The 16696-nt window shown below is 54.6% G+C and carries 16 protein-coding genes; 7 read left to right on the top strand and 9 right to left on the bottom strand.

Annotation, left to right across the window (positions count from 1 at the left end; translation table 11 throughout):
• Positions 1 to 28 precede the first annotated feature (28 nt).
• On the bottom strand, positions 29 to 796 hold the full coding sequence (locus SH467x_RS04990; RefSeq protein WP_482370188.1) for a class I SAM-dependent methyltransferase: 768 nt from the start codon (positions 794 to 796) through the stop codon (positions 29 to 31).
• The gene (gene ruvX / locus SH467x_RS04985) at positions 796 to 1284 is read right to left on the bottom strand and encodes a Holliday junction resolvase RuvX (protein WP_482370187.1); all 489 of its coding nucleotides are present in this window, start codon (positions 1282 to 1284) and stop codon (positions 796 to 798) included. Before ruvX ends, SH467x_RS04990 begins: the two co-directional genes overlap by 1 nt.
• Positions 1285 to 1405: 121 nt before the next feature.
• Between ruvX and SH467x_RS04980 the strand changes: the two genes are divergently transcribed.
• Positions 1406 to 1795, top strand: coding sequence for a hypothetical protein (locus SH467x_RS04980; RefSeq protein WP_482370186.1), 390 nt, complete (start codon positions 1406 to 1408; stop codon positions 1793 to 1795).
• Positions 1796 to 1879: 84 nt separating this feature from the next.
• Here the strand turns inward: SH467x_RS04980 and SH467x_RS04975 are convergent, their stop codons facing one another.
• The 6 genes from SH467x_RS04975 to SH467x_RS04950 all read right to left on the bottom strand — a co-directional run bounded on the left by SH467x_RS04975 (position 1880) and on the right by SH467x_RS04950 (position 8018).
• The gene (locus SH467x_RS04975) at positions 1880 to 2647 is read right to left on the bottom strand and encodes an SDR family NAD(P)-dependent oxidoreductase (protein WP_482371340.1); all 768 of its coding nucleotides are present in this window, start codon (positions 2645 to 2647) and stop codon (positions 1880 to 1882) included.
• Positions 2648 to 2654: 7 nt separating this feature from the next.
• Complete coding sequence (locus SH467x_RS04970) at positions 2655 to 4016, bottom strand: Trx7/PDZ domain-containing (seleno)protein (RefSeq protein ID WP_482370185.1); 1362 nt, start codon at positions 4014 to 4016, stop codon at positions 2655 to 2657.
• Between the two features lie 61 nt (positions 4017 to 4077).
• Complete coding sequence (locus tag SH467x_RS04965) at positions 4078 to 4971, bottom strand: dienelactone hydrolase family protein (protein WP_482370184.1); 894 nt, start codon at positions 4969 to 4971, stop codon at positions 4078 to 4080.
• A gap of 87 nt (positions 4972 to 5058) precedes the next feature.
• The gene (locus SH467x_RS04960; RefSeq protein WP_482370183.1) at positions 5059 to 7104 is read right to left on the bottom strand and encodes a sulfatase-like hydrolase/transferase; all 2046 of its coding nucleotides are present in this window, start codon (positions 7102 to 7104) and stop codon (positions 5059 to 5061) included.
• A 67-nt stretch (positions 7105 to 7171) separates the two neighbouring features.
• Positions 7172 to 7615 carry an ATP-binding protein gene (locus SH467x_RS04955; protein WP_482370182.1) on the bottom strand — a complete coding sequence of 148 codons (444 nt, stop codon included), beginning with the start codon at positions 7613 to 7615 and terminating at the stop codon, positions 7172 to 7174.
• 43 nt (positions 7616 to 7658) lie between these two features.
• Positions 7659 to 8018 (bottom strand): STAS domain-containing protein, encoded by a 360-nt coding sequence (locus tag SH467x_RS04950; RefSeq protein ID WP_482370181.1) that lies wholly within the window; start codon positions 8016 to 8018, stop codon positions 7659 to 7661.
• A 130-nt stretch (positions 8019 to 8148) separates the two neighbouring features.
• Here SH467x_RS04950 and SH467x_RS04945 point away from each other — a divergent pair, with 130 nt between their 5' ends.
• Positions 8149 to 9366: an N-acetylmuramoyl-L-alanine amidase gene (locus SH467x_RS04945; RefSeq protein ID WP_482370180.1), complete on the top strand. Its 1218-nt coding sequence runs from the start codon at positions 8149 to 8151 to the stop codon at positions 9364 to 9366.
• A gap of 128 nt (positions 9367 to 9494) precedes the next feature.
• Here SH467x_RS04945 and SH467x_RS04940 read toward each other — a convergent pair whose 3' ends face one another.
• Complete coding sequence (locus SH467x_RS04940) at positions 9495 to 10430, bottom strand: PIG-L deacetylase family protein (RefSeq protein WP_482370179.1); 936 nt, start codon at positions 10428 to 10430, stop codon at positions 9495 to 9497.
• 240 nt (positions 10431 to 10670) lie between these two features.
• Between SH467x_RS04940 and SH467x_RS04935 the strand changes: the two genes are divergently transcribed.
• The 5 genes from SH467x_RS04935 (at position 10671) to SH467x_RS04915 (ending at position 16581) form a co-directional block, all read left to right on the top strand.
• The gene (locus SH467x_RS04935) at positions 10671 to 11990 is read left to right on the top strand and encodes a glucuronyl esterase domain-containing protein (protein ID WP_482370178.1); all 1320 of its coding nucleotides are present in this window, start codon (positions 10671 to 10673) and stop codon (positions 11988 to 11990) included.
• Between the two features lie 268 nt (positions 11991 to 12258).
• Complete coding sequence (locus SH467x_RS04930; RefSeq protein ID WP_482370177.1) at positions 12259 to 12594, top strand: hypothetical protein; 336 nt, start codon at positions 12259 to 12261, stop codon at positions 12592 to 12594.
• 149 nt (positions 12595 to 12743) lie between these two features.
• Entirely contained in the window at positions 12744 to 13100 is a 357-nt protein-coding gene (locus SH467x_RS04925) for a hypothetical protein (protein ID WP_482370176.1), read from the top strand.
• A gap of 59 nt (positions 13101 to 13159) precedes the next feature.
• Positions 13160 to 14692 (top strand): hypothetical protein, encoded by a 1533-nt coding sequence (locus tag SH467x_RS04920; RefSeq protein WP_482370175.1) that lies wholly within the window; start codon positions 13160 to 13162, stop codon positions 14690 to 14692.
• A gap of 77 nt (positions 14693 to 14769) precedes the next feature.
• A complete protein-coding gene (locus SH467x_RS04915) occupies positions 14770 to 16581 on the top strand; it encodes a DUF1553 domain-containing protein (protein WP_482370174.1) in 1812 nt (603 codons plus the stop codon).
• Positions 16582 to 16696 lie beyond the last annotated feature (115 nt).

Below are 16696 nucleotides of genomic sequence, written 5' to 3'. Positions count from 1 at the left end.
TTCGAGGGATGACCTGACTGGGTGATCCCTACCGATCGCTTTCCTTCCAATCGCTGTCCTTGCCCATAAAGAGCAAATGTTGCTGGGGCAAACGATCGTATTGACGGACGAGTTTGAATCCGTTGGCTTTGAATTCTTTGAGAGCCTGTGCCTTGGTCATTTTATGCTCGGGCTTGATCGGCACCGTCGGATCCTCGGCGCGAAACTCGACCAGCGCAACGACGCCATCCGGTTTGAGCGCTTTGCGGATGGCAGCTAGCATCTGGACGGGGTGGGAAAATTCATGGTACACATCGACCATGAGTACGACATCGATCGTCTCCGGCTCCAGTTTTGGGTCCCACAGTTCGCCGAGGATGGTGTCGATATTGCGAACCTCCCGGTCTTCCATCCTTCGAGAGAGAGCCTGCAGCATTTCCGGTTGGATGTCGACGGCCAGGACGCGTCCCGTGGGAGCGACTCGGGTCGCCATTTGAAAGGTGTAGTACCCATCCCCCGAGCCCATATCGCAGACCACCATACCGTCGCGGAGCTTTAATTGCTCGAGCATCTCGCTGGGCTTCTCTTCATCGACTCGTTCTGGGCGATTGAGCCAGGGAATGCCGTGGTAGCTCATCGGCAACGCAATCCGTCTTCCCATGTAGGTCGACAAACCTTTCGGCGGCTTGCTCAACGCAGTTTTTCCACTCGTGGAAGGATTCTCAAGCCCTGTTTGGGCGACGACGCGAAGGTCAAAGCCCAACACGGTGAGGACAGCCAAGGCGAGGAACCGAACGATGGGAATTCGGAAAGTCATCAGACATCCTCAAGGGGTAGAGGTTCGAAATAAGGTTGTTTGGTGGAGTCGAGATAGGACTCTAAAATGATATGCGCCGCGATTTTATCGAGTTGCTTTTTGCGCTGTTTATGGGTCAGTTCCAAGTCGCGCAGCATGCGGTTGGCTAACGCGGTGGTATAGCGTTCATCGATGAAGCGGACGGGCCGGTCGGTTTCGTCGCGAAGCCACTTGGCAAACTCGCGCACCTCCTTGGACTTAACGCTTTCCCGACCGTCGCAGTGGATGGGGAGTCCCAAAACCCAGCCACCAATCTGATTTTCTTTCGTGATTCGCAAAAAATATTGGCGATCGGGCTCGAGACCTTTGCGAGTATACGTCTCCAACGGACTTGTCCACGTGCGGCTGGGATCGCATAAAGCAATGCCGATTCGCACGGTTCCATAATCGACACCCGCCAATCGGCCGGAATCGGGCCAGCCATCCACCGTATTTGTGGTGTTCTCCAACTTACCTATTCCTTAAGGGGATTGCCTATCTTCTCTTGCGGTCGCGAATCGGTTCAGGATATGGTCCCGCGCGTTGAGGAAGGTTACAAGTCGATTTCCCTATCCTTTGAAGGAGATCTCCATGCATCGAAATCCAAAGTTGGCCGTTCGCTTCTTCGGAGCAGCTGGACTCGCCTTATGTTTCGGAAACAGCCCTGCCACTGCACAGGATTCACTCGATTTTAACGAGGCGGAAAGGATGATGTCCCTGCAAACGGTCGAACTGCGGGACCAATTGGTATTCGGGCTTCGAACCACACAGACCGGACAACAAGCGTTCCTCGATCACGTGATCGCCCGAGTCGAAGCCGGCGACATTCCTCGATCCATGGTGAACGTGGTCTTCGTTTGGGCTCGCAAACGCAACCCACGCATCCCCTACCCCTACTTTGAAATCGCCCTGCGCTTGCTGGCCGAAAGACGCGGCGTCGTCTTCCCTGAAACGGATTCGATCGTCATCGCTCAGCCCTAGTGCCTGTTAACCCTACTGCCCCTTCACAGATCAGATCGTTCTCGCGGTAGATTCCCACTCCATGGAATGGCTCCGATCTCACCATTAGTAATCGAGGGCCGCCCCTCCATCGGCTTCGATCGCTTGCCCCGTTAAGAAGCTGCTATCTTCGGTCGCCAAAAACAAGCAAACTTTCCCAATCTCTTCGGGCGATGCCATCCGCCCCAACGGCTGTAGTTTTGCGATCCGGTCCAGCGCGGCATTGGGATCCGGCAAGGTCGCTGCCCAATCCCGCATCAAGGGTGTATCGACGTTGCTGGGAAGAATCGCATTGACGCGAACGCCATCGGTTGCTGTTTCCAGAGCCAAGGACTTCGTGAACGAGACTTGCGCCCCTTTGCTGGCCGCGTAAGCCGTCGAGTTCTTCTGCCCCAGCGCTGCAGTCATGGAGGAAATGTTGACAATCGTCCCTCGCGTTGCACGCAAATGACGCAGTGCGTGGTGAGAGCAAGCGTACGTGCTGGCGAAATTGATTTGCATAACGCGCATTGCTTCTTCAGTTGGCATCTGTTCGATGGGGGTGTCGGGCGGGTGAACGCCGGCATTATTCACCAAACAATGCAATGCCCCGAAGCGAGTAAGAACCTGTTCCATTGCATCGCGAATTTGCTGCGGTTCCGCGACATCGACCTGCAAGGTCTGAAGGCGATCGGAATAGGCGGGAGATAATTCCCGAACGAGTCTCGCCAAGGCGCTGGCATCGCGATCCCAGGCGGATGCGAAAGCTCCCTCCCGGAGGAACACTTCGATGCACCCACGCCCGATCCCCTTCGCGCCCCCCGTGACGATGACAACTCGATCCTGAAAACGCATACTCACTCTACTTTCTTGCAATTTGAAGCTTCGAGCGCTTTCCATTCCGCAAAACTTCGATCGCGATAGGGGTGTCCTTCTCTCGAGTTGTTAGCAAGTAGCGGATGACGTCGGTCTCTCGCGTGAAGTCCGTGCGTCCTTCAATGGATACGATCCAGTCGTCCTTTTTGACCCCGGCGACCTGCGCGCGATTGTGTGGTGCATATTGACCGACGTGGCCGACGTGAAACAGAGCACCCTCAGGTGCATCTTTGTGCTCTGCTTCGGTCAAGTCTTTGAGGACCATTCCACCGAGGGCAATGCGGCGTAATTCCCATGTCGAAACGCGCCAGGCGATATCGTCATTCGATTTCCAGTCCTCGGCTAGCTGCAGCTGCAGAGTCTTTCGAGTTCCATCGCGATCCACGACGACCGGAATCACCTCCGCTTGATTGGTTCGTTTGTGAAGTACCCATTGCAGATCGGCAATGCTGAGTGGAGCTTCGCCTCCAAACTCCACAATGCGGTCTCCCGCTTTCAACCCAGAACTCTCTGCGAATGAATCTGCGGTGACCGACTTGATCGTCGAGCAAGCATTGACATCCATAATCAATCCGATCGATTTCGGATGGGGGTATGGGAACAAAAGCTTTTCCGGAAGTCCCTCCGGGAGATTCCGAGTCAGCGCAAAAGCCTTCTGTGCATCTCCGATTTGGTGGCAGTGAATGCAATTCTTAACCGGTTGGTCATCGAGGTTGAGTTTCGATGGGAATTTCGTCAGAGTGGGAAACTGTTGAGGCTCTTCGATGGTCTCTACCTGAGGGCCTGCGTTGGGTATCAGCTTCGAAAGTGGCAGTTCTGACGACTGCTTTCCAGCCAGGAGCGGGCGTACGGAATCGTAGTTCTCGTACCAAGTAAGGACTTGCTTCATGGCTTCGGCAAGTCCCTCGATGGAGACATCGTCTTTCCATTCGGAGTGGTGTGATCGAGTTCCGTATCGGCCCATCAAGGTTCCATCGGGATGGAAGAAAAGGACGGTGAAGGATTGGTCGAAGTCGAATTGGATTCGCTTCAAATCCAACCCGTTGTTCGATATCTGTCGCACCCGCACAAATCGCTTGAGCCCCTCGAGGATCTCGCTGTTTTGTTCCATCAAATCGTCATCCAGCTTGACGCATTCCACACAGGGAATACATCGAAACACCACCATGAGCGGTTTGTTGGTTCGCTGTGACTCGGCGAATCCTGCGGCCATGTCGTTGTAATGCCAAAGTCCTGATTTCGAGACACGAAGCCGATCGTTACGAACCTTTTCCTCTCGCGTTTGCGAGAATGCGGACGAGGGAATAAGCAAAGCGGTTAGGACAAAACAAACGAGCGACATACGCATGGCAGGAACTCCTGTTCTAGGTGGGGAGGTGGGAGGGTGCAGGATCGAGGGGAGTAGTCGGTTACGAACCGAGATTCTCTTTGAAGAATGCGACGGTTCTTTCCCAGGCCAGTTTCGCAGCGGCTTCATCGTAACGCGGAGTCGAGTCATTGTGGAAGCCATGGTTCACACCGGGGTAAACGTAAGCCTGGTGCTTCACTTTGTTTTCTTTTAAGGCTTTCTCGTAGGCAGGCCACCCGGCGTTGATCCGTTGATCGAGCTCCGCGTAGTGAATCAACAACGCCGCCTTGATCTTCGGGACATCCTCCACGCTTGGCTGGCTTCCGTAGAATGGTACGCCTGCTTGAATCACATCTGGTATGCGGACCGCAAGTTGATTGACAACGCCCCCGCCATAGCAAAACCCTACCGCGCCGACTTTGCCCGTGGAAAGCGGATGGGATTGGAGGGTCTGGGCCGCGGCGATGAAATCTTCGAGCATCTCAGCCGGCTTCCGCGAGGCCTGCATCTTTCGCCCTTCATCGTCCGTTCCAGGGTAGCCGCCGAGTGGGCTGAGCGCGTCGGGGGCGAGAGCCAGGAAACCATCCGCGGCCAGACGTCGGGCGACATCGGCAATGTAGGGATTGAGGCCACGATTCTCGTGAATGACGAGAACCGCCGGGAACTTGGTCCCACCCTTGTTGGGGCGAGCCAACAACCCCTTGATCTTGCCACCTCCTTTGGGGGAATCGTACTCCAATGTCTCGGTCTTGATTCGTGCATCATCCGGAGCAACTTGCTGCGCCCAAGCATAATTGGGGGTCAGGGCTTCGATGATCGCTTCTGCGGTAACTCCGGCAGTCGCAATCGCTGCAATGCGCTGCGAAAAGTCGCGGCGAGTCAATCGTCCGTGCGCGTAGTCATCATAAAGGTCCAACGCACGCTGGTCGAAATCGGAAGCTTTCTTGCGGTTCATGAGAATCCTCGGCAGAGAGTGGGAAAGTAAGAAGGTTCTTGACGGGACAAATGCATTCGCTCGAGCGAATCGAAATCAGGCTCCGCTTTAAGGTTTCGATCGTTTTCGAAGGACCTCCAGAACGGCTTGGCTGTCATCGGTCGCGACAACCGATTCATTCTTGTAAATCACCTTTCCTTCGCGATCGATGACAAACGTCCACCGCTTGCTCGTCACTTCTCGAACGATGGAATAGGATTTGTCTCCCACCTTCGTATTCACCTTCTTCTCTTCTTTGGTGAAGGGGACGCCGAAGGCCTTCGCGATCGCTCCGTCGGTGTCGGCGAGCAACGTAAAGTTGAGGTTGTGGGCTTCTTTGAACGCTTGATGATTCGAGACCGAGTCACCGCTAACGCCAACCACTTCGATCCCCTCGGACTGGAAATCCTTCATGCGATCGCGATAACTGCAAGCTTGCTTTGTACAGCCACCCGTCAAATCGCCGGGGTAGAAGTAAACGACCAAGTCTTTTTTGCCAAGCCATTGGCTGCTGTCCCAAGGTTTGCCTGCATCGTCGATCGCCTGAATTCGAGGTGCTCGCTCTCCGACTTGAGCAGCCGCCAGTTTTGGGAAATCCCCCCAAATCGCTGGGGACTGAAAGGATGCTGGTTTAGGCTTCGTCTTCGGTGCAACGGCTTGATCGCGGTAGGCCTTCCATCGACCATAGAGCTCTGCGGCCTTCTTCCCCTCGGAATGGGCTACATTCTCTTTCTCTGATGGGTCGGTTGTAAGGCGAAAGAGTTCAAGGCGATCAGTTTCGACTTCTTTCGAGTTCCGCTTTGAATCGGACGAAGGAGACTCTTCACCGTCGAAGCCCGCGTTGGCTTTGCCGCCATTGACTACCAGTTTCCAATCGCCGACTCGGATTGCCCCGGAGGCGGGTGCCGCGTTGATCAGAATTTCGCGGTCTTCCAATCGTTCGTTTTTGGACATTGCTCCCCATACGTCTCGACCATCGAGAGGGAGACGCTGGGTGATATTGGCTTTGGCCAGCCGAAGCAGCGTTGGATAGAGGTCGACCGCGTGCATCGGTTCGTTGCAGACCTCGCCAGCGGGGAGTGTTCCCGGCCAAGTCGCAAAGGCTGCGACGCGCACGCCTCCTTCGTAAACCGTTCCCTTGCCCGCTCGCAGCGGTCCATTGCTGGTGACCTTGCCAGGAGATGGGCCTCCATTGTCGCTGCTGAACAGAATGAGGGTGTTTTCTTTTGTTCCGGAACGCTCAACTGCCTCCGCGATTTTGCCGATGGCTTGATCCATCGCATGGAGCATTCCTGCGTATTGTCTTCGATTACCTTTAAGATGATCGAACGGTTCTAGATACTTCGCAGGGACTTGCAAAGGCGTATGAACAGCGTTGAATGGCACATAAAGAAAGTAAGGCTTTTTGCCTGCATAGGTCTCGATGATCCGAACCGATTCGTTGGCGAGCAACTCGGTGCTGTACCCTTCATCGCGATTGACGGAGTCGTCTCGATGCCAATCGAATCCACCGTCGCGATCGTGGGTGTTGTAGTCGATCGCGCCATTGTAGTGACCGTATTGATGATGGAATCCGCGGCTAGTGGGCAAGTACTCGCGTTGGAAATGTCCGAGATGCCATTTGCCAACGATTGCCGTTTGGTATCCGGCGGATTGAAGCCCCTGAGCGATGGTTTGCTCTTCGAGGGGAAGGCCGTATTGAGCCCACGGCCTCACGACGCCGACTTGCAAGCCGTGCCTCATGGGATACCTACCAGTCATCAGCGCCGCGCGAGTGGGCGAGCAAACGGGTTGAACATAAAAGTTCTCGAGAGTCACACCGCTCTTCGCCAATCGATCAAGGTTGGGCGTAGGGATCTCGCTTTGATGCCATCCCACATCGCCCCAGCCCAAATCATCTGCGACGATCAAAACAATATTGGGGACCGATTGCGACTCCCCGGTGGGATGAGGCTCGACGGCGGGGTGCGATTCGACGGCGGGGTGCGATTCGACGGCGGGGTGCGATTCGGCCGATGCGGTGGGAATAACGTGTGGGCTGGTGAGCGAAATTGCGACCAAGCCGAGTGAAAGAGAGAGTCGGGTCAGCAGGCGCAGCACTGGTAAGAGCGACATCGAAAGGATCCTTGGTGAGGGATGAATCAAGGGTCCTCAATATACGACATTCGCGCGAAGAAGTGTCCTATTCGTCTTCGGTTTGCGTTTCGCTCGATCGGTTTTTGATCAAGGTGACTTGGTTTCCGGGATCGTTGTATTCGGAGTGGGACATGAGCTCTCGCATCAACAGGACACCTCGTCCACGCGGCTTGTCGAGCCTTTCTTCGGAGGTGGGATCCGCCAGGTTTCGGTGATCGAACCCTTCTCCTTCGTCCGTGATTCGCATTCTCGACTGGTTTGCCGAGACTTCGAATTCCACTCGTACCTTTTTGTCGACAGTTCGCTGGTTGCCGTGTTCGATTGCGTTGACGATGGCTTCTTCCAATGCCATTTGGACATGGAACATGTCGCCACCTGGCCAGCCAGCTTTCTCCATGGCCTGCATCAGTTCTTCGATGATTTCGTGGGCGATCCCGAGATCGCTGGGAATCCATTTGTCCAGAAACCAAGTTTCGTCAATCGATGGCATAATGCCTCCGTCCTATCGAAAGGTCGTGACGCCTGCTCGTACCTTAGAGCTTGAAGGCCGCCATGGCGTCGTCTTGCGTTGCTCGCAAATCGAACAATCGGTCCAACTTCGTAATCTTGAAAACCTCTTTGATCTCCGCGCGGAGGTTGGAGAGTTTCAGACGTCCTGCGATCCCCTTCACTTTGGTATTGAGCGATATGAGCTTGTTCAAAGCAGCGCTGGACAAGAAATCGACCCCATCAAAGTTGAGCAAAATGTTCGGTCGCTTTTCGACGGTCACCAGGGCGTTGAGTTCTTCACCGAGTTGTTCGATGCTCCCTGAGTCAACAATCTTCTTGTCGACGAAACGAACGATGCTGACGCCGTCTTCTTCGGTAACGGTTATGCGGCGGTAAGTTGCCATGGTCTGTCCTGCTGAGTCAATTCGGAAATGGAATTTCGAATGCTTAGATTAAACCAACGCGACGGGGGCATCAATCAATCTCCAGCCCGAGCCGATCCTTTTTCATGGTGAATTCCTGGAGAATCCCTCTATGATGTTTTATCCTCACCCTATCCACCGCTGGCACCCCATCCCAAGAAAGTATCCCATGATCGCGAGTCGGAACGTTGTAGTACCGTTTTTCGGTTGCTCTCCCATTCTCCAAAGGCTCCTTGCTCTGACAAAAGCTTCGGCGGTAGTCGGAATCGCATGGGTCGGCATGATCTCCCTCCAGTCCGCTCGCCTCGCTGCGGCCGATCCGGACCTTGGCTTTCAAACGCGGCACGGTGATGAAATCGTCGTCTGTGGACAACTTTACCGGATCGGAACACCTGTCAAACTCTGGATGGATAAGGGTGGTTATGACGCTTACCGAACCACTCGCCGCTTCTCTCCTTTCGATAAGCGAAGTTGGGAGAAAACGGTCGAGGACATGAAGGCAGGGAAGGTCGACTTTGTCACCAAGCCCCAGGAACTGCATCCGGATCGATATGGGCTTCGATACGAGCGGGCATCGGCGACCGAGTTTACCCCAGAGCAACTCGCAGAGATTCGAGGTGGCGGTTGGGATCTGAACACCTTGCAGGAAAAAGTCGACCAGTTCGTGTTGCACTTCGACGTCTGCGGGACGAGCGCTCAGTGCTTCTACATTTTGCACGACAAACGGGGACTGAGCGTTCACTTTATGCTGGATGCCGATGGCACGATCTACCAAACCCTTGACCTCAAAGAGAGAGCTTGGCATTCGACGAAGGCGAACGATCGGAGCATCGGTATCGAGATCGCCAACATCGGTGCTTACAGGCCCGACTCTCGCGACAATCCATTTGCAAAGTGGTATCGAACCGACGAATCGGGGCAGGTACGGCTAACTTTCCCCGAAAGCATCAAGGGGCGCGAGTCACTCTTGGACAAAACGCTTCGACCGAGGCGACCTGAACCGGTCCAGGGTTCGATCCATGGACGCGACTATGTGCAATACGACTACACTCCTGAGCAATACGCGGCCTTGATCAAACTCTCCGCCGCGTTGAGTGACATCTTTCCGAAACTGAAGCCGGACGCTCCGCGAACTCCGGAGGGCAAGATCATCGACCGGACGCTCAGCGACGAACAATGGGCCTCATTCTCAGGCATCTTGGGGCACTATCACGTTCAGTCCAACAAGACGGATCCAGGCCCTGCCTTGGACTGGGAGTATTTGCTCGAAGGTGTCCGTTCTCAGAAAGCTCAAATCGAAGCTGCGAGAGCGAAGCTGGGTAGCAAGTAGTTCGCAGGTTGGAAATCGAGTGCACGCTACGGCGCTAAGTCGCAAAGCTCTGACTGGAATTCTTTGCGTCTTAACGCCGTTGCGAGAGGCATTCTTCTTTGTGGAATCGCATATGGAGTCAACGCTCGCTATTTGCTGGTCGTACCACCGAAAAACGGGAACAACTTGCGAATCTCCTCTTCGCTCGGCTGGTGACCATATTCGCAAATCTCGAACACTTCCGCATGGAGAATCGATTTCGCTTTCTCAGCCCCGTACCATTTTTCCAGGGTCATGCGAAAGTCGTTTGCTTCCGTGGTCTGACGACGCTCCCAGCGTTCGCGAAGCCAAGCTCTCCTGGCTTCCGGTTGGTTTGCCGGCGGGGCCTTGGCCATTTGCTCGGCCGATCCCAATGCTCCGCCTTCAAAGGTCTGCGATTCAAGTGCCAGCAGGGCATCGACTTTCTTTTCAAAGACCTCGTCGATAGCGACCGCGATGTCCCCTCGGAAGGAATAAGGCTTCTTGAATCGGTCGCTGCTGTAAAGGAAGACTGGGTTCTTTTGTAGCGGTTTGACATCGGGACAAAAGAAGGGAACAGCCACCATGTACGCAGCGTCTTGAACAAGAACTCCGACATAGCGGTGGTCGGGATGGTAATCCCAAGGCCTATGCGAGATCACGACGTCCGCGTTCCATTCGCGAATCAATTTGGTAATCAGCTTTCGGTTCTCCAGCGTGGGAAGAAGCTCTCCGTCGTGTATATCGAGAACTTCATAGGTCACTCCAAGCCTCCTCGCCACTTCGGTCGACTCCGCGGTTCGACGCTGGGCTAGAGCTCCTCCGGACATTTCCCAGTGGCCGATATCTCCGTTGGTGACCGAGACGAGCTTCACCGCGTGCCCCTGCTGAGCCCACAGCGCCGCAGTACCCCCGCTCTTATATTCGGCATCATCCGGATGCGCTCCAAAGCAGATGATGCGCAGCTTCTCGGAAGTGCTTTCCTGCGCATTCGCGTTAGGGCTCGAAGCGAAAATCGAAACCAAAAGGGGCATCCAGATACCGACCGACAGCGGGAACAATCGCATGGTGAAGAATCCTGAGGAGGCAAGGTGGGAGATTCGGAGCTGCCCTGACAGGCAGGGTCAACCCGGGGGAACATCTCTAAAGTGTAACCGATCTGCGCGAGATTCTTTCTCATCGAGATTCTTTCGCACAACGGGAGGTTCGAATCGCTAAACTGAGAACATGCCCTCCCCTCAGTACTTCGTTGCGACTGGTTTGCTGTTGCGACGCACCCATCCTTCCTCTCGCCGATCGACATCTTCATGAAAACCAACCGATCTCCTATCCGACGCACCGGATCGCTCCGACGAACCCTCTTCTCTCTTCTCGCGTGCGGATGTTTCGCTGTTCCGCTCAGTAGCAACGCATTCTCTCAGCGACGAGACGTGAACTACGACGAAGCCAAAATCGATGTAGGGGTGTTGCCAAACCCAATGGTATTGCCAAGCGGTGCAAAGGCTACACGCGAGAATTGGGAATCTCATCGCGAGGCGTTGGTCAAACTCCTTGCCGAACATCAATTCGGATTTGCACCGAGCGGGGCCGTGGAATTGAAATCGGAGGTTGTTGAAGAATCGACAATGCACGATGGCAAGACGCTTCGTCGGCAAATCGTTGTGACCCTCAAGACTCCCTCCGCAGAACATGCAGTGGATCTCGCAATATTCCTTCCCAAAGGAAAGAAGGTCAAAGGGACCTTCCTCGGATTGAACTTCCAAGGCAATCATTCCATCGATGGAGACCCTGCACTACGCATTCCTAAATCCTGGATTGCCAATAACAAAGACACAGGGGTTACGAATAATCAAGCGAACGAGCAAGGTCGAGGAAAGCAATCGCGCCGATGGCCGATTGAAGAGATCACCGCGCGCGGGTATGCCGTCGCAACAGCTTATTACGGAGATATCGATCCCGATTTCGATGACGGTTTTAACAACGGCGTGCACCGACTCTATCCCGATCAGAAACCCGATGCGAATCATCCCACTCGATGGGGCACGATCGCCGCGTGGAGTTGGGGGATCTCCCGATTGCTCGACGTGGTATCGCAGCAACCTGAACTGAAAGAGACCCACTATGCCGTCGTCGGGCACTCGCGACTGGGCAAGGCGGCGCTGTGGGCAGGTGCGAACGACGAGAGGTTTAGTCTCGTCATTTCGAACAACTCCGGTTGCGGGGGAGCGGCATTGGAGCGTCGCAACTTCGGGGAAACCGTGGAGATCATCAACAATTCTTTCCCCCATTGGTTCTGTGGGAACTTTAAAAAATACGCGAAGAACGAAAAGAGCATGCCTCATGATGCGCATTTTATCATCGCCAGCATCGCACCTCGCGCTGTGTACATTGCGAGCGCGACCGAGGACCAGTGGGCGGATCCAAAGGGGGAATATCTGAGCGGGTACTTTGCCACACCCGTTTACAAGATGCTCGGGCTCGCGGGCTTGGAGGGTGATACCCCACCGGCTCCTGATACCAGTGTAGGTGGAACGATCGGCTACCATGCCAGAACAGGAGCCCACGATATTCTTTCCTTTGATTGGCAACGTTACATGGACTTTGCCGATCGTCAATGGAAGAAGTAAAGTTGGAGGCCTTGTTGAAAACTGAGAATTTCGTCGAAGAAATCCTTGTTCGCTTCGGATGATGACCGTTCGTGTCAATGGATGCAACGATAAAGATAAAGTCTCAAAGCCGACGATCGTTCGATCGATATCCAAGGTGTGAGCGAGGCTTGACCGCATGGTCAGGACGCGCTCTTCGAGTCCCACTGCACCTTGAGCGTATCGAAGCCGTCGCGGCAACTTGAGTGATTTGCATCCAGGCCCTCCAAAAGATTTCGAAGCGAGTACGATGGCGAAGTTTTATGTCCAAAGCGGTTCTCTCCGGGGGATTGTCGATTGTTTCGATGAAGAATGCGCGGCAGTTTGGGCGGTTCATCGCATCATGTTGCGAGTCCCCGAATCGGTCAGCCTCGATCTGCTAGCATCCGACATCGACGACGGAACGGATGCGAAATTTGGGGAGGCCATGTTTGAACTCGATGAAACCATTCGAGTGAGCGAGCAAGGCTTCGACCGCGAGGATGCTAGCAAACTGGATTTGCACCATGCCTTTGTTCAATGGCATCAGCTGAAGAAGGCAATCGACGCGATTTCGAAAAACTGGGATCGCAAATTGGGAGAATAGGGTGACGTCGTTCGCAGCGAAAACTCCCTTCTAAAACTGCCATACCGACGCCGTTTTAAAATGAAATCGGCGTCCGAACCCACCAAACCGGCTCACTGTTCCCTTTCTCCAGCTAGAATGGAAGGCGTCTCGTTTAGGAAGGGTTCATCTTGTCGGCTGATTCGTCGCACAATCCATTCGGTTCCCAAGAAACCTTTCGTCCCCGATTTAGTTTGGGGATGATTTTTCTTTTGCTTGTCGTCAACGCTGGGATTTGCATTCTGCTCCTCTTGGCGACGCGTGTTCCGATGATCTCCGATGTCGTCAATGATTTTTGGGGGCTTCCCAAGTCGAGCCGGGGCGAAACGGATCGAACCACGCATCTTGTGTTTTTGATGGCCTGCTATGCGGCCCCCCTCGCGATGACAGCTGCCGTATCTCTCGCCTATTCGCTTGCAGCGAAATGGATGCGGGCGCAAAGCGAGGCGGATTCCGATGAGGACAATCCCGATTCTCCGTTCGCTTGAACGATTGCATGCCAATCCCAACCCGTCGCCTTTCCCATTTCGATACCTAGTGAATTGCCATGTCTGAAATTCTCCAAGCGATCGAGTTTCATTTGGGGCGAAAGATCCAGGGGCAGGACTGGAATTACTACAGTCTGCTCGGATTGGAGCCCACTTCGACACTTGAAGAGATCAAAGCTGGGTTGAAGGCATCCGCAGCGGCGTGGAATGCGTCCGATCGCAAGACCAATCCGGCGCGGGCTCAGAAAGTGGCCCAAATTCTTCGCGAAGCTCAAGCGACCTTGTTGGATGCCGAGAAACGAGACGCCTACAACCAGCAATGGAGGACGGCATCTGAGCTTGAGTTTCTCGCGCTCGATCCGATGGCTACTTTTGATCCGTCGCAACTCCCAGCCCAGGATTTCACTGTACCGTGGCAAGAGCCCGAGGCGAGGTATGCAGGGCTGGTCGCTGTCATGGCGCCAGTCCATCGGGGGGCGGAGCTTCTGCGTACGACAAGGGTTGCCAACAGCCCAGCTCTTCCCTCTTTGTCGGTGGGAACGATCCCGATGGGCTCAGCGGGAGCCAATCCAGGAGCCGGTCCTGGTTCCTCGAATGCAGCCGCACGCATTCAGGCTATGAAGCGAAAACGCCAGCGAAATCAGATCATCACCGTATCGGCCATTTTGGTCGCCGCCACCGGCTTTCTCTCGTACGCCGCTTTTCAATTCGCGGCGAGCCAAAAGCGATTGGCCAAGCAAGAAGCGCCGCAAAACGTCGTTCCCACCGAATTGCAAAGGGAATTCGAAGAGGGGAGGAAGGAACAGGCAACGAAGCAGGCGGATCAACCTCCAGTCGCATCGGACCTACCGACCTTGCCCGTCGGCGAACCACCCGATGCCTCTTCCGATAATGCCCCCCCCAACGACATGCCCGAGCTGCCCTCCCCGTTTGATATCAAGCCGATGCAATTGCCGGCAGACCTCGCCAAGCCCGCCGGCACTTTTGCATTGCCTGATTTGGATATGCCCAAGTCGAACGTTCCGGAGACTCCGCCGCCGGATGCACCGGGACGCGATGCCATGAAAAATGAGAAGTGGGTCGCAGCGATGAAGAGTGGGCGAGAGGCGCTTGCGAAAACCGATTTCGCGGCATTCGCCAAAGCGATGGAAGCGGCCGTCCAGATACCGATGACTCCTGAGATGGAAGCGAAACAAAAGCGTCTCGACCAGGTAGGACAGCTATATCAAATGGCCGTCGATGCCATGCGAGAAGCCCGATCCAAAACGCGAGGAACGGAGGAAATCACGGTTGGAAAGAATCTGGTCAATATTGTCGAAGTGACCGACGAAGCGATCGTCGTGCGCGTTGCCGGCAAGAACGAACGGTTCAACTGGAATCAGCTTCCGCTCGGTCTGGCCCTAGCCATGTCCGACCTGACCCTAAGCGATCGCGAACCAACGGATCTAGCTGCAAGAGCGGTCTACCTTTCCCTGGCACCCAACAAAACGGGGCTGTACGATAAAAAGATCAAAGAGTTCTTCGACAAGTCGTTGGGGCAAGGGGAGATTCGATCGGATTTACCCCAAGTTTTTACGGACTCGTACGAATAGAGTGGATCGATCGCTGCCGCTGTTCGATTCTTTCGCGTCAGTAATCGCGTTGGAGTTCTAAAAGGGTTTCCGCCACGATGGATGTAAATCAGACTCCTGCTACAGCCAGTACTTATGATTCGCCACAGCCACAGCCACACGCATCGGCATCGGCATCGGCATCGGGGGGCGTCTCGAAGCGTTGGATGAAAAGGCTTTTGCTGCTCACGGTATTGGCCGGGCTGGCCATTGGTAGCTTGGCGTCGGTCTCCTCCAAGCCTCAGTTGTTGCCCCAAGCGGATCAAGTTCGGGGCACCCTGGAGCCCTCGATCCGTGAGGTGGTCGACCAAGTGGATTTGGAGATGGAGCGGGTGATCCAGAGCGAGAGGCTCGCTGCGGCAGAGCCTGCGGATTCGTTGATCCTGTGCCGCCGCCTCAGTTTGGCCTTGGTGGGAAACGGTCTATCGCTCGAAGAAGTCCGAGCGTTGCAACAGATACCCGAGGAAACCCGGGCTACATGGTGGCTGGATTACTTGCTTCGCGATCGTCGATCTGCGGATTACCTCGCTGAGCGTTGGACCCGTGCAACGGTCGGAACGAATGCCGGACCGTTTCTTGTATTTCGAAGGCGTATGTATGTCGAATGGTTGGCGGATCAATTCAGCAAGAATGTTCCATACGATCGCATCGTTAGAGAGTTGATAACGGCACAGGGGGCTTGGACCGATTCTCCGCAGGTGAATTTCCTCACTGCGACGATGGACGAAGGGGATGACAAGCAGCCCGATGTGATTCGATTGGCAGGTCGAACATCTCGAGCGTTCCTTGCGCAGCGGATTGATTGTTTGCAGTGCCACGACGATTACGTAGGCAACGTCCCGTTTCCAAACGATGCGACACATGCCCACTTGGCACCCACGATGCTTGAAGAATCGGTCGTCCGAGATGGCTCCGAGATGCGGGAAGGAACGCAGGAGGACTTTCATCAACTCGCGGCGTTCTTCGCCGGCACCAGGATGGAGAATCCGTTTATTGGATTGCGGAATACGAATCGCCCCTACCGATATCAGTATCTTCATGCTGAGGAGGAGACCGAGGTGCCTCCCTCGGTTCCTTACCTACAGCATCTGCTACCTGAAAAGGGTTCCCCTCGCGACCGTTTGGCGAAGTGGGTAACGCATCCTGAGAACAAAGCATTTGCGAGAGCGGCGGTGAACCGAGTTTGGGCGATTCTATTCGGAAAGCCTTGGACGCCTACGATCGATAATATCCCTCTGAGCGGTCCATTCCCAGCTGGCATGGAAACCCTCGCCGACGACTTGATTCAATCCGGGTATGATCTTCATCGTCTGATTCGAGCCATCGCTTCCACGAAGGCTTTTCAAAGAGACTCGCGACTACCTGGGGGCGAACCCGACGAAGATCATGAAGCGGTATGGGCTGTATTTCCACTCACACAGTTGAGACCCGAGCAAGTCGCGGCATCGATCCATCAAGCCTCGCGCATTAAAACGATCGATGAAAGCAGTTCCATCATTTCGCGATTAGAACTTTTCGGTGGCGTGAACGACTTCACGAAAGAGTATGGCGACCGGGGTGATGACGAGTTTCAAGCCAACGCGATCACAATCCCGCAACGATTGTTGGTGATGAATGGAAAGTTCACGCGGGAACGTATCGAAGACAACCCTGTCATGAACGCATCCACCCGAATCGCCAATCAAGCCAGAGATGATCGATCTGCGGTAGAGGCCGTCTTCCTGGCTGTGTTGAACCGTAGACCGTCCGAACGAGAGTGGACGGCCTTCGCCGAGCGATTAGCAGGAACAAAAGGCAACAAGCATCGCAAGATTGTCGAAGATATGTATTGGACCCTTATGAACAGCACCGAGTTCCTTTGGAATCACTGATCCCAATCCATTTTGTTTAGCAATTAGCCGACTCTGGTATTACCCGTTCCATCACCCGTTCCATCGCAAATTCGATCCATCTGCTCGTCCCTCGCACCTATTCCCAGGAATGTTA

Source organism: Brakhagea slesvicensis (genome assembly GCF_052161625.1).
Classification (GTDB): domain Bacteria; phylum Planctomycetota; class Planctomycetia; order Pirellulales; family Pirellulaceae; genus JBKCUI01.
The sequence above is the reverse complement of the archived record's forward strand: the minus strand, read 5'-3'. Positions and strand labels throughout refer to the sequence as shown.

Coding starts and splice junctions, on each gene's coding strand:
- SH467x_RS04990 (WP_482370188.1), bottom strand. CDS start 796: ATGACTTTCCGAATTCCCATCGTTCGGTTCCTCGCCTTGGCTGTCCTC.
- SH467x_RS04980 (WP_482370186.1), top strand. CDS start 1,406: ATGCATCGAAATCCAAAGTTGGCCGTTCGCTTCTTCGGAGCAGCTGGA.
- SH467x_RS04975 (WP_482371340.1), bottom strand. CDS start 2,647: ATGCGTTTTCAGGATCGAGTTGTCATCGTCACGGGGGGCGCGAAGGGG.
- SH467x_RS04970 (WP_482370185.1), bottom strand. CDS start 4,016: ATGCGTATGTCGCTCGTTTGTTTTGTCCTAACCGCTTTGCTTATTCCC.
- SH467x_RS04965 (WP_482370184.1), bottom strand. CDS start 4,971: ATGAACCGCAAGAAAGCTTCCGATTTCGACCAGCGTGCGTTGGACCTT.
- SH467x_RS04960 (WP_482370183.1), bottom strand. CDS start 7,104: ATGTCGCTCTTACCAGTGCTGCGCCTGCTGACCCGACTCTCTCTTTCA.
- SH467x_RS04955 (WP_482370182.1), bottom strand. CDS start 7,615: ATGCCATCGATTGACGAAACTTGGTTTCTGGACAAATGGATTCCCAGC.
- SH467x_RS04950 (WP_482370181.1), bottom strand. CDS start 8,018: ATGGCAACTTACCGCCGCATAACCGTTACCGAAGAAGACGGCGTCAGC.
- SH467x_RS04945 (WP_482370180.1), top strand. CDS start 8,149: ATGATGTTTTATCCTCACCCTATCCACCGCTGGCACCCCATCCCAAGA.
- SH467x_RS04940 (WP_482370179.1), bottom strand. CDS start 10,430: ATGCGATTGTTCCCGCTGTCGGTCGGTATCTGGATGCCCCTTTTGGTT.
- SH467x_RS04935 (WP_482370178.1), top strand. CDS start 10,671: ATGAAAACCAACCGATCTCCTATCCGACGCACCGGATCGCTCCGACGA.
- SH467x_RS04930 (WP_482370177.1), top strand. CDS start 12,259: ATGGCGAAGTTTTATGTCCAAAGCGGTTCTCTCCGGGGGATTGTCGAT.
- SH467x_RS04920 (WP_482370175.1), top strand. CDS start 13,160: ATGTCTGAAATTCTCCAAGCGATCGAGTTTCATTTGGGGCGAAAGATC.
- SH467x_RS04915 (WP_482370174.1), top strand. CDS start 14,770: ATGGATGTAAATCAGACTCCTGCTACAGCCAGTACTTATGATTCGCCA.